This is a genomic window from Oceanirhabdus seepicola (genome assembly GCF_023684385.1).
GTDB lineage: Bacteria > Bacillota > Clostridia > Clostridiales > Clostridiaceae > Oceanirhabdus > Oceanirhabdus seepicola.
In genome coordinates, this window is the sequence record NZ_JAGSOJ010000001.1 from 1,289,704 (window position 1) to 1,304,844 (window position 15,141).

The 15,141-nt window shown below is 29.6% G+C and carries 19 protein-coding genes; 3 read left to right on the top strand and 16 right to left on the bottom strand.

Annotation, left to right across the window (positions count from 1 at the left end):
- Positions 1–42 precede the first annotated feature (42 nt).
- Both KDK92_RS05655 and KDK92_RS05660 read right to left on the bottom strand, forming a co-directional pair.
- Positions 43–714 (bottom strand): hypothetical protein, encoded by a 672-nt coding sequence (locus KDK92_RS05655; protein WP_250858175.1) that lies wholly within the window; start codon positions 712–714, stop codon positions 43–45.
- Positions 715–1,057: 343 nt separating this feature from the next.
- Positions 1,058–1,336: a late competence development ComFB family protein gene (locus tag KDK92_RS05660; RefSeq protein WP_250858177.1), complete on the bottom strand. Its 279-nt coding sequence runs from the start codon at positions 1,334–1,336 to the stop codon at positions 1,058–1,060.
- A gap of 284 nt (positions 1,337–1,620) precedes the next feature.
- Here KDK92_RS05660 and KDK92_RS05665 point away from each other — a divergent pair, with 284 nt between their 5' ends.
- Together KDK92_RS05665 and KDK92_RS05670 are read left to right on the top strand one after the other, a co-directional pair.
- A complete protein-coding gene (locus tag KDK92_RS05665; RefSeq protein ID WP_250858179.1) occupies positions 1,621–2,358 on the top strand; it encodes a DUF4184 family protein in 738 nt (245 codons plus the stop codon).
- 128 nt (positions 2,359–2,486) lie between these two features.
- Complete coding sequence (locus KDK92_RS05670; RefSeq protein WP_250858181.1) at positions 2,487–2,957, top strand: hypothetical protein; 471 nt, start codon at positions 2,487–2,489, stop codon at positions 2,955–2,957.
- 115 nt (positions 2,958–3,072) lie between these two features.
- On the opposite strand, the gene pdxT is transcribed toward KDK92_RS05670, so the two are convergent.
- From pdxT to KDK92_RS05725, 11 genes are all read right to left on the bottom strand, one after another.
- A complete protein-coding gene (gene pdxT / locus KDK92_RS05675; RefSeq protein ID WP_250858183.1) occupies positions 3,073–3,651 on the bottom strand; it encodes a pyridoxal 5'-phosphate synthase glutaminase subunit PdxT in 579 nt (192 codons plus the stop codon).
- Position 3,652: 1 nt separating this feature from the next.
- Entirely contained in the window at positions 3,653–4,522 is an 870-nt protein-coding gene (gene pdxS, locus KDK92_RS05680; RefSeq protein WP_250858185.1) for a pyridoxal 5'-phosphate synthase lyase subunit PdxS, read from the bottom strand.
- 422 nt (positions 4,523–4,944) lie between these two features.
- Positions 4,945–5,220 carry a hypothetical protein gene (locus KDK92_RS05685; protein ID WP_250858187.1) on the bottom strand — a complete coding sequence of 92 codons (276 nt, stop codon included), beginning with the start codon at positions 5,218–5,220 and terminating at the stop codon, positions 4,945–4,947.
- Between the two features lie 119 nt (positions 5,221–5,339).
- Positions 5,340–5,651, bottom strand: a complete 312-nt coding sequence (locus KDK92_RS05690) for a hypothetical protein (RefSeq protein ID WP_250858189.1) — start codon at positions 5,649–5,651, stop codon at positions 5,340–5,342.
- Positions 5,652–5,699: 48 nt separating this feature from the next.
- Positions 5,700–6,023, bottom strand: coding sequence for a hypothetical protein (locus tag KDK92_RS05695; protein WP_250858191.1), 324 nt, complete (start codon positions 6,021–6,023; stop codon positions 5,700–5,702).
- Between the two features lie 352 nt (positions 6,024–6,375).
- Entirely contained in the window at positions 6,376–6,687 is a 312-nt protein-coding gene (locus KDK92_RS05700) for a hypothetical protein (protein ID WP_250858193.1), read from the bottom strand.
- A 45-nt stretch (positions 6,688–6,732) separates the two neighbouring features.
- Positions 6,733–7,056 (bottom strand): hypothetical protein, encoded by a 324-nt coding sequence (locus KDK92_RS05705; protein ID WP_250858194.1) that lies wholly within the window; start codon positions 7,054–7,056, stop codon positions 6,733–6,735.
- A gap of 358 nt (positions 7,057–7,414) precedes the next feature.
- Positions 7,415–7,933, bottom strand: coding sequence for a hypothetical protein (locus KDK92_RS05710; RefSeq protein WP_250858196.1), 519 nt, complete (start codon positions 7,931–7,933; stop codon positions 7,415–7,417).
- Positions 7,934–7,994: 61 nt separating this feature from the next.
- Positions 7,995–8,480, bottom strand: a complete 486-nt coding sequence (locus KDK92_RS05715; RefSeq protein ID WP_250858198.1) for a hypothetical protein — start codon at positions 8,478–8,480, stop codon at positions 7,995–7,997.
- A gap of 87 nt (positions 8,481–8,567) precedes the next feature.
- Positions 8,568–9,098, bottom strand: coding sequence for a hypothetical protein (locus KDK92_RS05720; protein ID WP_250858200.1), 531 nt, complete (start codon positions 9,096–9,098; stop codon positions 8,568–8,570).
- Between the two features lie 190 nt (positions 9,099–9,288).
- Positions 9,289–10,944, bottom strand: coding sequence for a DUF11 domain-containing protein (locus tag KDK92_RS05725; RefSeq protein ID WP_250858202.1), 1,656 nt, complete (start codon positions 10,942–10,944; stop codon positions 9,289–9,291).
- A gap of 382 nt (positions 10,945–11,326) precedes the next feature.
- On the opposite strand from KDK92_RS05725, the gene KDK92_RS05730 reads away from it, so the two are divergent.
- Positions 11,327–13,123, top strand: a complete 1,797-nt coding sequence (locus KDK92_RS05730) for a TPR domain-containing glycosyltransferase (protein ID WP_250858203.1) — start codon at positions 11,327–11,329, stop codon at positions 13,121–13,123.
- 130 nt (positions 13,124–13,253) lie between these two features.
- On the opposite strand, the gene KDK92_RS05735 is transcribed toward KDK92_RS05730, so the two are convergent.
- From KDK92_RS05735 to KDK92_RS05745, 3 genes are all read right to left on the bottom strand, one after another.
- Positions 13,254–13,991 carry a DUF4367 domain-containing protein gene (locus tag KDK92_RS05735; protein ID WP_250858205.1) on the bottom strand — a complete coding sequence of 246 codons (738 nt, stop codon included), beginning with the start codon at positions 13,989–13,991 and terminating at the stop codon, positions 13,254–13,256.
- A gap of 16 nt (positions 13,992–14,007) precedes the next feature.
- Positions 14,008–14,550, bottom strand: a complete 543-nt coding sequence (locus KDK92_RS05740; RefSeq protein ID WP_250858207.1) for an RNA polymerase sigma factor — start codon at positions 14,548–14,550, stop codon at positions 14,008–14,010.
- A gap of 173 nt (positions 14,551–14,723) precedes the next feature.
- Positions 14,724–15,089, bottom strand: a complete 366-nt coding sequence (locus KDK92_RS05745) for a MazG nucleotide pyrophosphohydrolase domain-containing protein (RefSeq protein WP_250858209.1) — start codon at positions 15,087–15,089, stop codon at positions 14,724–14,726.
- Between the last annotated feature and the right edge of the window lie 52 nt (positions 15,090–15,141).

Genomic DNA, 15,141 nt, shown 5'->3' on the forward strand with positions numbered 1-15,141 from the left:
GATGATAGTTCAATGTGGTATTGTGTTTATATGCAAACTTTTTTAAAGTACAAACATTAGAAAAATAGCAATATAGACGTACCTTATATTTTTTCTCAGTAACAAAAATACAATTCCAAAAAGTATAGATATTACGAAACACATTATCCCAACTTGTAAATCTTTTGTTAAAACATGCATTAATCCCCAGGTGATACCAAGGAATACTCCACCCCATGGGAATTTTTTATTTTGAAACTTATCTTCCCCTGCTTTTTGAGAAAATGCAATTATTAAAACAATGAGCGCAGTTTCAAATATATAATATATATATTGAAATATAAATGCTAAAACTCCACTTTCTCCATAACAAATCATCATATTGTTAAATTCCACCATAGGCTTGAATCTGAAATTCCATGTACTGATAGATATAACTAAACTCAATAATAAAAGCAAAAATACAGCAAGAATAGTTTTTCTTGTTGGTCTTTCTTTTGCTTCAAACAAGTCAAAATTTTTACTTTTCTTGGCGTAGTTATGCAAAAGCCAAACACCCACACCCCAAACTATACATGTAATCGTCCAATGAACTAAATTATGTACTACTCCCTGATTTTCTATGTGAAGATTATTATAAACTAGCGATTCTATTAAAACAAGAATCACTTCTAACCCTATTACTCCAAACGTGATTAAGGCTAAATCAGTAAAACTAGCGTTCTTTGATTTCATTTTAATACTCCCCCAAATATTTTTAGATAATACGCTTTTATCTTACCACTTATTTTACATTTATTCAATAATATTACAACAGAACTTTTTAGGTAACTATTCAACTATTGTTAAATTTCAATAGCTGTTTTATTATTTTATTGCAGCACAAAAGAGATATTGAGTCAAAAGTATATATTAATATAAACTAAAAAAGAGAAGGTTGTCCCTTCTCTGAATTTATAAGCCTTATTAATTATTAGGAGTATAATTTGGATTAGCTCTCAATAATCTACCTATTTCTAGCAAGTCAGCTTCATCAATAACATTATTTACAACTATATCTGTATTATATATCTAAAGATTATTTTTTATTATGTTGTGGATTACACCTAACTAATTCAATCGCTTGTGTAATAGCTCTAGTTGTATCTATAATTTCTTGATTATTAAATTCAGCATTAAGCTTAGTAAATAATTCACCTTTTTTAGTAACAACATATTTAGGAGTCATTGAATTTAATGCTACTGCTTTAATATCTAATATACATTTTTCACATTTACAAATATCATTATATTGACTTAATATTTTAGAAATTAAATGATTTATAATTTCTTCGTTATAGTTTCTTAATCCATTCATGGGTTAACCTCCGTATTATTGTTAATAAAGGATTTATAAATTTAGTATATAACTGTAGAAAATCTGACTTAAATTTCTACTTTTTCATAGTTGCAATTATTTACATTTATTAAAAATCTTAAAAAGCCTAGTGTTAATTATTCGACAGCGAATTCTTATTTCCTTTAAAAACAATTTTAATAAAACTGTCAATTTTAACCAAAACCATTGCAATGAATTTGTAATGAATAAAATTTTCTGTATAATATACATATCGTTAATTATTAAGGAGAGTTGATTAAATTATGCCATTCACATTTTCACATGCTGTAGTTGGATTCCCTTTGAAAAAGAAATACTCTAAACACTTTAGTCTTTTAGGATTAATATTAGGTAGTATGGCTCCTGATTTTTTATATTTTATTAATCTAAAACCAAGTGGTTATTTTGGACATACATTGTTGGGCTTTCTTATTCTTAACCTACCATTATGCTTACTTCTTAATTACTTATTTACTGAGCATATAAAAGATAGCTTAATTACACACTTCCCTAAAAAAATACAATCTTATTTTTCTAACTGTTATAAACAAAAATCTAATTACTCAATGAAATCTATGATTATATTTTGTTATAGTGCTCTATTAGGTATGGTAACTCATGTATTTTGGGATTCCTTTACTCATAAGAGTGGATATTTTGTAGACAAGTATTCTTTTTTTAAAGAGTCATTGAATTTAATGAATCATAATATCCCAGTTTATAAAATACTTCAACATGGAAGTACTTTCATTGGTGCACTTATAATTCTTATTTATATTCTAAAAGGCTTTTTTTATAATCCTATAGTTAGAAATCGTGCAGTAATCCCTGAACTTGGAAAATCAAATAAAGTATTATATTTTCTTAAAACAATATTAATAAGCATTCTATTTATATTAGTAATCTATCTTATTGGTTGTCTTAATTCTATAGGTGGATTAATAGTTTGTAGTATTGATGGTCTCTTTATTGGATTAATTGTATCTTCCTTAACTGAGTGAATATAACAAATTCATTTTAATATTCTCTATAATTGAATAAGGATATAATTGAAATTACTGTGAACTATTCCAGTGCACAATTCGTATACTGTTTATAAGGATTTATATACAGAATAGGAGATGTAGAAATGAAAAAAATATTAAGCATGGTTCTATTATTAACATTCCTCTTAGTTGGCTGCATACAGAAAAAACAACCAGTATCAGATAATGTAACATCTCTAACAAATCCTCCAGAATTAACTGTAACAGTTGATACTAAAAGTATTACAGCTGTCCTTGGAACATATAGTTGGAATATAGATAATGGAGATGGTACTGTAACATCAATTGAATCAGATTCAGAAGCACCACCTGAATTGGCAAAAGACCAAAATGAAGCTCTAATTGTTAAACAAAAATCCTCTATAGTTTTAAATTTTGAAAATAAGCCAACTGACTACATAGTTAATATATGGGAAGGTAATACTCAAAGTACACATGAAGTCATTAATGGTGAAATAATTGCACCACAGCAAAAGGGATTAGTAGTTTTTGAAGTTTATGCACATTGGAAGGAAGGCTCTGCTTACTATGCTTTCTCTGTTAATATAGACTAACAACGTAACGTTACTTGTATCAAAATATTCTTAAAATACGAATTAAGGAAAGCCATTTTTGGCTTTCCTTAAAAATTATCTTATTATTAAACTATGATTAATCATAGACTAAATATTAATTAGTTTTCCCACAACACATAGCTAAAAAATATCTATGAAATTCAAGACTATCAGTTAACTCTGGATGAAAAGATGTTGCAAGGATGTTCTCCTGTTTTGCAACTACAGCTTTTCCATCTCTTTTATATAGTATTTCAACCTTTGAGTCATGTGCACATATATATGGGGCACGGATAAATACTAAATGCAGTGGATTTGGTGAGATTTCTTTAATTTGAACCATTTCTTCAAAGCTATCTATCTGACTCCCATAAGCATTTCTTCTTACCTTTATATCCATAACTTTCAGTCCTTCTATAGGATGGTTTTCATTTTCTTTAGCGAGAATAATCATACCTGCACAAGTTCCCCATACAGGAAGCCCATGGATAATTTTATCTCTAAGAGGCTCTATTATTCCTGTCTCCTTCAAGAGTTTACCCATAGTTGTACTCTCTCCACCAGGAATAATAATTCCATCTAAGTCATTCAAGTCTTCTACTTTCCTTATTTCAACTGTTTCACATTGAAGCTTCTTAAGATGGTGAATATGCTCTATAAAAGCCCCCTGAAGCGCTAGTACACCTATCTTCATACTACCATCCTCTTTCGGCATACTTATTTTCTAATGTATCTATTTCAAGACCTGACATTGGTTCTCCTAGATCCTCAGATATTTCAGCCAGCATTTTTGGATCATTATAATAAGTTACAGCTTTAACTATAGCCTGAGCTCTTTTCTCAGGATCACCTGATTTAAATATTCCTGATCCAACAAATACACCTTCAGCCCCTAACTGCATCATTAGAGCTGCATCAGCAGGTGTAGCAACTCCACCAGCAGCAAAATTTACAACTGGAAGCGTTCCATTTTCCCAAACATAATCAATTAAATCAAAAGGAGCATTTAAATCTTTTGCAATTGTCATAAGCTCTTCTCTTGGTGCATTCTTAACCATTCTCATTTGGTCCATCATACATCTAATATGGCGAACAGCCTCAACAACATTTCCAGTTCCTGCTTCACCTTTAGTTCTTATCATTGAAGCACCTTCTCCAATTCTTCTCAATGCCTCTCCAAGATTCCTTGCACCACATACAAAAGGAACTTTGTATACTTTTTTATCTAAATGGTAAGCCTCATCAGCAGGTGTAAGAACTTCACTCTCATCTATGAAATCAATTCCTATTGCTTCAAGAATCTGAGCCTCAACAAAGTGACCTATTCTAACCTTAGCCATAACAGGGATAGAAACTGCCGCTTGAATCTCTTTAATCATCTTAGGGTCAGACATCCTAGCTACGCCACCCTCTTTTCTTATATCCGCCGGAACTCTCTCAAGAGCCATAACAGCACAAGCCCCTGCTTTTTCAGCTATTATTGCTTGTTCAGCATTTGTAACATCCATAATAACTCCGCCTTTAAGCATTTGAGCTAAGTTTTTATTTAAATTTGAATTTGCCATAGTAATACCCCCGATTTTTTATTTTTTAATTCTTTATATGTAAAAGTTACGATTTTGTTTAAATCAAAGTAATTAATAAAATATACTTTATTGAATATATAAACATAAAAGTTAAAAATTAAAAATTATTGAAATTACAGGCCCGCAAACACATTATATGACATTTTTAATATTTTGAAAAATGTATGGGTACACTTCAAGGGACTAAATTTAAATACAAGAAAAATAAAAGTGCTTCGTTTAAACGAAGCACTTTTAAAACATAATCGTAATATTGTCGTGTTTCTTCATGAAACTATTATTTAAATAACGATTGTTAATATTTATATTAGTTACATACAACTATGTGTTATGAAATAGTAATATACTAACAATTTTTTAGAAGGAAAGGCTGTAGAACTATAGTATACTGTAAATAAAATTTATTCTAAGTTATAACAGTTACTTTCATCTAATTCATCAAATTTTCTCAGGACATCAACTAGCTTTGACATAGCACTCTCCTTAAAAGCATAAGCACATACTATTTTTTTAGTTATTTCTGCTTTTTTAACCGGATCTTGTACAGCAGCTATATCTGGAGCTAAATTTTCACAAAATAAACGTACTAAACATTGTAGCATCTTGGATTCTGACTTCAACATTTCAGTAGCTATTTTCTTTGTACTACAATTAGAATCACAATAAAACTCCTCCATTAACTCCCTCCCTTCATTAACAAAACTTAATAATAGTCCACTTAAGTTTTTAGCAATAACTTACCGCCATTTTATTATTTTCATTTTAAATCTAATTGATTTATATACTAATATTTCTATTAATCTTCACAATTACATTTATTACATAGGCAGCAATTTACCTTTGCAGGATCTACACCCATATCTGCAGCGCTCTTTTTAGCACTTGCCCCTACTACTGCCGCAATAGAACTTTCTTTAGCAGTAAAACCACACATTATCTTCTTCAATACAGCGGCTTTTTTATCGATAGTAGTTAGTAAAGATATATCCTCGATTAAAGTATTACAAAATAAATCTGCCATACATTGAATTATACTTACTTCTGATTCTATTATAACATCAATTGATTCCTCATCAGTTAAAACTGGTACTTGTGCTGGAAATGCCATTAATCATACCTCCAATTCTATTTCTTTTCTTACTTAGTTTCCCATTAATTAAAAGTCGCAACCGCAATCACATTCTGATTTAATTAATCCCTTGTCTACAGCAAGTTTACATGCAATAGAATTTATTAAATCAGCAATTGAAATTTCTTTACATGCATAAGTGCATAAAATATCTTTCACCAATTCTGCTCTTACTTCAATATTATTTTCTAGAGTTCCGCCTGTTGTAGTATTAGATATTGCTTGAATATTCGTTAATAATGTATTACAGAATAATGTTGCCATACATTGAATTATCCCTGCTTCTGCTTCTGTTAACGCATCAATACTTTGAAAATCTGATAAGGTAGCTGGTGTAACTGGAAATGCCATTAATCATACCTCCAATACTTTTTAATTTCTATTAGTTTTTTTATCGAATACATCAATAATTTTTATTTATATATTCTATAGAAGATAATTGTAATTTAGTTCTAAATCAATCTCCTAGTTAATATTATGTTTGATATTATATATTTGTTACTTTATTGATTTAATTCTTCTCCTTAATTTTGGAACCATTTTAATAGTAATTAGTCAAATAAAAGTGCCTCATTTTTAATGAAACACTTTTAATGCAATTTAGACTGTAACTTAAAAGATTGACAGTCTAAATTTAATATTAATTTTATATATTTACTTATTAAGTAAAATTGAGCTCTGCTTATAATATGCAAAATTTTTTCTATTTTTCACAATTACATTTATTACATAGACAGCAGTTTACCAAACTAGGATCTATACCTAAATCTACAGCACTCTTTTTAGCACTTGCTCCTACTACTGCAGCAATTGCACTTTCTTTAGCATTAAATCCACACATTACCTTCTTCAATACAGCTGCTTGTTTTTCAATAGTAGGTAGTAACGCTATATCCTCTATTAAAGTATTACAAAATAAATCTGCCATACATTGAATTATACTTACTTCTGATTCTATTATAACATCAATTGATTGTTCATCAGTTAATACTGGTGCTTGAGCTGGGAATGCCATTAATCATACCTCCAATTCTGTTTGTTTTTACTTATTTACCATTAATTAAAATTCGCAATCGCAATCACAGTCAGACTTAATTAGTCCCCTGTCTATAGCAAGTTTACATGAAATAGCACTTATTAAATCAGCAATTGAAAGCTCTTTACATGCATAAGTGCATAAAATATCTTTTACCAATTCTGCTCTTACTTCAATATTATTTTCTAGAGTACCACCTGTTGCAGTATTAGATATTGCTTCAATACTAGGTAATAATGTATTACAGAATAATGTTGCCATACATTGAATTATCCCTGCTTCTGCTTCTGTTAAAGCATCAATACTTTGAAAATCTGATAAGGTAGCTGGTGTAACTGGAAATGCCATTAATCATACCTCCAATACTTTTTAATTTCTATTATTTTTATAGAATATCTCAATAATACTTATTAATATATTCTATAGGAGAAATTTAATAATTTGGTTCTAAATACCTCTCCTAGTTTTAATGATATTCTTAAATAATTAAATCTGTTACTAAATAATCTAATGTTTTTATATTTTTATATAATCTTTATCTCTTGTCTTTCTGTGTTTATATTCACCCATACATCAAAACACCCCAAACCCTTGTTTAAACAGAAAGTAGCCATAACTAGAATCATATACAATATGTACAGTAGATTGGTACATTCTGACTCTACACATTGTATATGAAGTTGGACTAAATTACTTTTTTATTTAATCATTGAGGTAATTCGCCTAATTTAATAATTATCAAACTGGCATTAACAGCTACGGGAGCTCCTACAGTATTATTTTTAGCTGCAAGTGTAGATGGTGATTGAAAAACGAATAAAAATCTGAGAAGGGTATTGGGTGTATCCACTCTGATAACCACTTGTCCACACTTTACTCCTGCTGCTGATCTTGATCTATAAATTGATTCTGGAAGAAGTGTTCCCCCAAGTTCAACACCAAAATAATCTCCTCCACGACTATCCATAGAAAAAGTTACTTCATAGATTCCTGTTTTCAGTAATCTTATTTCTTCTGGTGTGTTAATCTTATCATGAAATATTCCTCTAACAATTCCCTCTTGATTAAAAGGAACTGGAGTATTATTTGCTCCCAAAGGAAAGGTAGAATCTTCTTCAAATCTAAAAAAATACCCAAATACCCCGTCATCTTCACAAAGAAATTCAAAGCATTTATCTTTAAAACCATTTCCATTATTTCCACTGCATACACATCCACTGCTCATTATATTTCACCTCTTTTCCATTAATCCTTTAGGTTTGAAATATGCACCTAAAAAACTATCCTTAAACCAAATCTCCTACTCTCACTATTATTAAACTTGTATTAACAGCGACTGGAGCACCTGCTGCATTATTTTTATCAGCAAGTGTAGATGGTGCTTTAAAGAGAAATAAAACTCTAAGAATAGAATTAGGAATACTAACTCTTATAAGAGCCTGTAGTGCTACTATTCCTGAAGCTGATCTAGTTCTATAAATCGTTTCAGGTATAACTGTTCCATTTAGTTCAATGCCAAAATAATCTGGTCCTCCGCTATCTACAAAAAGAGTTACTTCAAAAACACCTGTTCCAAGAAATTTAATTTCTTCAGGGGTGTTAATTTTATCATGTTCTAAGCTTCTTACAGGACCATCTTGATTAAAGGGTATTGGAGTATTATCCACACTTAAAGGGAAAGTGGCATCTTCTTCAAATCTATAGAAATATCCAAATCCCTCCTTAAGTTCATCACAAAGAGAAGTAGCACATTTACTTTTATTGTTACTCATTATATTTATTACACCTCTTTTCTAATCATCTTAAAGGTTCTAATCTAAAATAAGTTAAATATTATTTTTAATATTTAATGATTATTATTAAACTAACTCTGCAATTTTCCTTATAATTAATGAAGCATTTACTGCTACTGGTGCAGCTCCTCCACCTATTTGCAAGAGTTGAATATTACTAAAGAGATTTAAAAGTCTTAGAACATAGTTAGTTTGACCTACAGTAATAAGCGCCTGTCCTATTTCAATTCCTTGAGCTGATCTAGTTCTATAAATTGTTTGAGGAAGTACTGAACCATTTAATTCTAATCCAAAATAATCAGCAGTCCCACTATTCACAAAGAATGTTACCTTATATATCCCTGTTTCAAGTATAAAGATTTGATCAGGCATATTGACTGCATCATGAAATATACCCTTTGTAATCCCTGTTGAAGTAAAAGGGATTGGGTCCCCCTCATCTATATCAAATAAAGCAGTTTCTTCAAATCTATAAACATATCCATATACATTATCATCATCTTCATCTGCTTCACAAAGAAATTCAAAACATTTATCTTTAAAATTTGATTTACCGTTTGATGTACTATTTTTACACCAATTACAACCATTACTCATTTTTCATCATACACCTCACTTATCTTTTAGTATGACTTCTATATGCGTGTTTCACTATTATATTATGATTGACATTGGTAAAAAGCATCAAATAATTAGTATTAATGCATAAAAAAGAAGATGATTTCAACCATCTCCTTAAAGTTATTTGATAATTTAACAAATTTATTTCATTATTTAACTCTCGAAATTAACAACAGTTATCTTCTTCTATAGAATCTTTTGCAATATCACATACTCCTCTAGCAATTAAATCCTCATTATTTTTACAGCTGCATAGTTCTGATTCTAATATATCAACAACTTTATTAATATCTGTTGATATTAAATTTAATATTGTGGGTATAACATTATTACAAAAGTCATTTGCAAAATCTTGAAGAGTATCAGCATAATAATATAGAGTATCCTGATTAGTTAAATCATCTTTAACTAAAATTGTTATATCATTGCTTACTGCTGTGTCTGGTGTACCTTGAGATTCAAAATCTAAAGTTGCATTATTAGTAATCTCAACTGGTGTTGTTGCTGCATTAACCATAACCATGAAAGTTACAGTAATAACATCATCTACTTCAATAGTTCCTAGATCTATTCCATTATTAGGATTTGCACTCACATTAGAAACACCATTTATTGAAACAGTTGTAGGTATAAACTCCATTCCTGTGGGAATTATATCTGTTAATTCACAATTTACAGCATCTGCAGTCCCAGTATTTTTTATTATAATTGTAAATGTAATCATCTCTCCATTTGTAACTGTCAATTTATCAGTACACTTAATAACTTCTATATCTGGTTCGTCCGTTGGAATTGAATCTATTTGCACTCCCAATGCATTTGGTGAATAAAAATCACCTGCTGTGGTAAATCTAACTACCGCTGAAGTTTGTCCATTATTTATTTGAGTTGAACCATCTACATTTGTAATGTCCCACCCCTGACGACCTGCAACAATATTTTGAGCTATTATTGGATTTTGATTCTGATTACCAAAGGAACCACTTGTATCAGTATTTCCTAAGTCATCATTAATCTGTGATCCAAAAAAATTATTAGTAGGATTTCTTGGTCCAAATAAATTTGAAAGGGTACCTACAGTTTCTCCAAAAAGGAGCTGATCTCCAGTACGATTTGCATCCCCTTCTGCTGAACTAACTAAAATCCTTGCATTTACGGGTCCTGTAGGAGGAGTCATAAACCCACTAATAGTTGCATCAACATCACCTGTTCCAGTAGTTATTAATTCAACCCCTACAAATAAAGTCATGTTCCTTACTGGTAATGTATTATTTTGATAAATTACCCCAAGAGTCCATCCTGCATAATTAAGAGTATTATCAGTATTTAATACTGTTCCAACTATTCTCCCTGCACTATAAGCTCCTGCTCCACCAGCTTGCACTAAAGAAGTAACATCTGCAGACCGTACATACCAAGAATTGTTACTAGACACCACAAGATTAAATCTTGTTGCTGGATCAAATGTAATACTAGAAGTACCTACTGGAGTGGTAAAATCAATTGTATTATCTATAAATGCACTTAGGTCTACACCCCCAGTTTTGTATTGTCCTGACCATATTAACTCAGCATAAAGTATTGTACTTCCTGCTGGAATATTTAAAATAGCCTGCGAACTATTATCCTGCCAATTCAATGTTGTTCCTGGTGGAAATGGATAAGTCGGAACTTGAAGAGCTAGATTAAGAGAAATAAAAGCTCCAATTGAATCTCTAATTCCAGCATTATTAGTATTTGTTTCCTTACTCAACCCTAAAGTATTTCCTGTAAATGTCATTGCGCCCTGAGTTGTAGTTGTAAATCTATTTACTAAAGGCATTTTATCCACCCTTTCTTTTGTGATTTAAGAATTATCATTTAAGAGATTAGAAAAAAAGTGAAAATACCAAATAAAATGACATAATTATTTTTTCTTATCCCTAAGTATAAATTAATATAAATATTTTTAACTTTTTGAGTTTTAAAATGTCATTTAAACCTTCTTATTAGTATAATATGAAGAAATAATAAGTTAGTGTATTAAATTAAATATGTTTTGATTAAGGGATGACTACTTGGATTTTTCTTGTATCAAAAACTTTTGTTAAGTCATACATTGATATAGTAATAAAGCTTCATTTTGTGTTTCAGTCGCTCTTTTTGAGCTTATGTAGCTTTATTAAAACTTAATTTAGGAAGTGATGTTCTTGATCAGTCTATGTATGATAGTTAAAAATGAAGAAGATAATTTGGAAAGATGTTTAATAAGTGCTGCTGGAATCGCAGATGAAATCATAATTGTAGATACTGGGTCATCTGATTCTACTGTTGAAATTGCGAAAAAATACACTCCTAATGTTCATTTTTTTCCGTGGATAAATGATTTTTCTGCTGCTAGGAATTTCTCTCTTTCTAAAGCTAAAGGAGATTGGATTCTTATACTAGATGCTGATGATGAATTGAAAAGTAATCAGAAAAATTATATAAAAGAACTTACAAAAGATTATAGTATAGATGTTTATTGCTTCAATACCCTAAACATAATTAATGAAAATGATAAAAAAAATATTGCTGTTAATCTAAATCCTAGACTATTTCAAAATAAACCTGGATATAAATATGAAGGAGCTGTACACAACCAGCTTATTTCTGTTATGAAAAGAGTAAACCCTAACCTTAAAGTTAAAAATGCTCCCGTTGACATATATCATTATGGATATTTGCACTCTATAGTTGAAAAAAAACATAAGCGGGAAAGAAATATGAAAATATTAAAAGATTTATTAGAAAAAGATCCTAATGACACATTCAATCTTTTCAATATGGGTAGCGAGCATTACGCTCTTGGAAATTTTAAAGAAGCATTTAATTACTATTTAAAATCCTACGAATTGATTGATCCTAAAAATAGTTTTTATCCAATGCTCATTTTAAGAATGTTATTATGTTGTAAAACATTAAAATCATTCGACCAATTTTATTATTATGCTGAAACAGCTTTAAAACACTATCCATCCTTTACAGCACTTTACTACCTTCGCGGCTGTATAAATTACTATTTAGGAAAAACCACCCTTGCCATAGATGATCTTGAAAAAGCTTTATCATTAGGCGAATCAGATACTGCTTTAACATGTATTAAAGGCGCTGGTAATTTTAGACCAACTGAACTGCTATGTAAAATTTATTATGAATTTAAAGATTATAAAAAATGTGCATATTACTGCTCTGAACTTATTAGTTATCCCGAAGTCTCTGAGTTTGATTCATTAAAAACTATAGTTCATTGTTTATATAAATTAAATGCTTCAAGAGAAGAAATAGAAGAAATGCTTAACCTCATGCTAGATAGTAAAAAAGAAAATGATTTCATCTATATTTGTAATTTACTTATAGAAGAAAAAGATTATAATTTAGCGTTGTCATATGCAGATAAAGGATTAGAAAATTTAAATTCAGAAGATATAACTGAATACATGAAAGCAGATTTAACAGCCAAATTCACCTATTTTAAAGGCATATGTGAATTCCATATTAACAATTATGAAAAAAGTTTGTCAACTCTAATGAATTTAAACAATAAACAATTATTAGAATTAAGCAAACCTTATTTACTTTTATTAGGTATCTATTGTAAACATGAAGATGCAATTAAAACTTCCATATGCAGCGATGGATTAATTGGGAAAGTTTGCAATTCGTTATATTCACTCATAACAGGTGGTAAACCCGCACTCCTAACTATAGATGAAAAACAATCTATCAAATACCAATATGTAATATTTAATATTTTTGAGATTTTATTAGATATTGAAGAAAACGGAATGTTTGATAAAGCTCTTTCTCTTCTAGATTTAATAAATTCTAAAGATGCTCATCTAAACTTAGGAAAACTTTATTATAAATATAATAAATATAATCTAAGTAAAAAAGAATTAATGCAATCAATATCTATTAATAATCTAATAGATGAAGAAGGCTCAAGGATTTTATACAATTTAAACATTAAAGAACCTTAATATATAACAACTTGGATTGCCTTCGCGCTCCTAATGAATAAAACCTAGTCCACCCAAGTATTCATTTAGGTGGACTAGGTTTTATATTATATCTATCTGTAAATCATTCACTATAATATTATTTAATTTCTTAATATTTTACCCCTTCAATGATCTTAACCATATCTTCAATCTTAATTGTATTATCACTCATTATAGAATACTTAAAATCATCTTTTTCCCATTGAGCTTTCTTTAAATTCTCACCTTCATACTTAACTGTAACTGATACATCTACAACATTGATTGTATTTTCTTTATCATATACAGTATAATCACCATCATTTTCAATGGTATTATTACGCTTTTCAAAACTTATTCTTTCGTCAGTTGAATTACGAGCAAATTGTCTCACTATAACCCCTTCATCAGTTTTTAGATATACTATTTCACTTTTATTAAATCCATCTGGTAAATAAGTAAATTCCTCAATCTCAAAACCACATTCTCTCTCCACTTCTTCAACAGAGTCACCATTTACCCATGGGCTTGGAATCTGAACCCCTCCATTATCAGTTATTGATGGCTTGGTTCCGTCAACATTATTTCCCATAAATGAGTAAACTCCTCCTCCAACTACTAAAATTGATAACATTGCCGCTACAGCTACATATTTTTTAACCTGCTTTTTCATAAACCCTTCTCTCCTTTTTCCCTTATTTTTAAATAATAAAATTTTTTCATTCTCATTATCTTCTTTGTTTATTTTATTTTTCACTTTATTCATAGTCTCATTAAACTCTGGAATTATCATTCCCTCTAACTCCATCGTTTCTTCATATTCTTCCAAGCTTTCTTCAATTAAATGCTCTATATTATCTTTTTTCATAAAATCTACACCTCCATTAAATGCTATCAGTCTTACAAAGATACTCTTTTATATACCCTTTTGCCCTCATATGCTTTGAACGTATTGTATTAACATTTATTCCTTGAATCTTTGCTATCTTCTCAAAAGATAGGTTATGATAATATTTCATGAGAATAATCTCTCTCATATCTTCCTTAAGGCTTTCTATTGCATTCATTACCATCTTCTTTTTCTCTTTAACTAAATATTCTTCTTCTGGGTTTTCCTTTGTTTCCATAATAACCTTGTCATTTGTAACCATCTCAAGATTCTCTGCTTGATGCTTTTTATTTTTTTGCAATATAGTAAACATCTCTCTCTTACCTATTGTGAACATCCAACTCTTGAAATCTTCAGTATCCTTCAATGTATTGAAACTTTTAAATCCCTTGATAAATGCATTCTGCAGTGCATCATTGGCTATCTCATTATCCTTGCACATACTATATAAGAAAACATATAGATCCTTATGCACAGTTTGTGCTAGACTTTCAAATTCTAAAAAACTCTCACTTTCACAATTTAAGTTCCCACTCATAATCTCTACTCCTAATAAACATTTATTGATTTTTCATATATAAGACTGCTTTAATTTGAAAAACGTTTCATTTTTTCTTAAAAAATTTTAAAACAAATAAATAAGATGAGAAGTTAAAGAACCTCTCACCTTTATTAGATATCATTCTCATTTTTTTAACCCAATATATATTTCTACTCTTCACTAAACTTTAATTCTTTATATTGCTTCTCGTAATCTCTTCCCATATTCTTATTAAATTTCTTGAGATATAATTCACTGAATTCCTCAGGAGTGATCTTAAATCTATTAAGTACATCCATATAATACATCATAACATCACCAAGTTCCGTGACGAAATGCTCCCTAACCTCTTTATCATTCATGATATCATCTACTGATTTTTTCTTTATAACGGAGATTACTTCTCCAATTTCCTCAATCATATATAATATAAATGTCTTCCCATGCTCCGGCTCCATAGGAGACCACTTTTCTTTATTTTTATCCCATAATTCATGGGACATATTCATCATATCTGAAATTTTTAAATCGCTCATATTACCCTGCTCCCTCCCAAATAACTTTAATCCATATCCTATATTATAACAT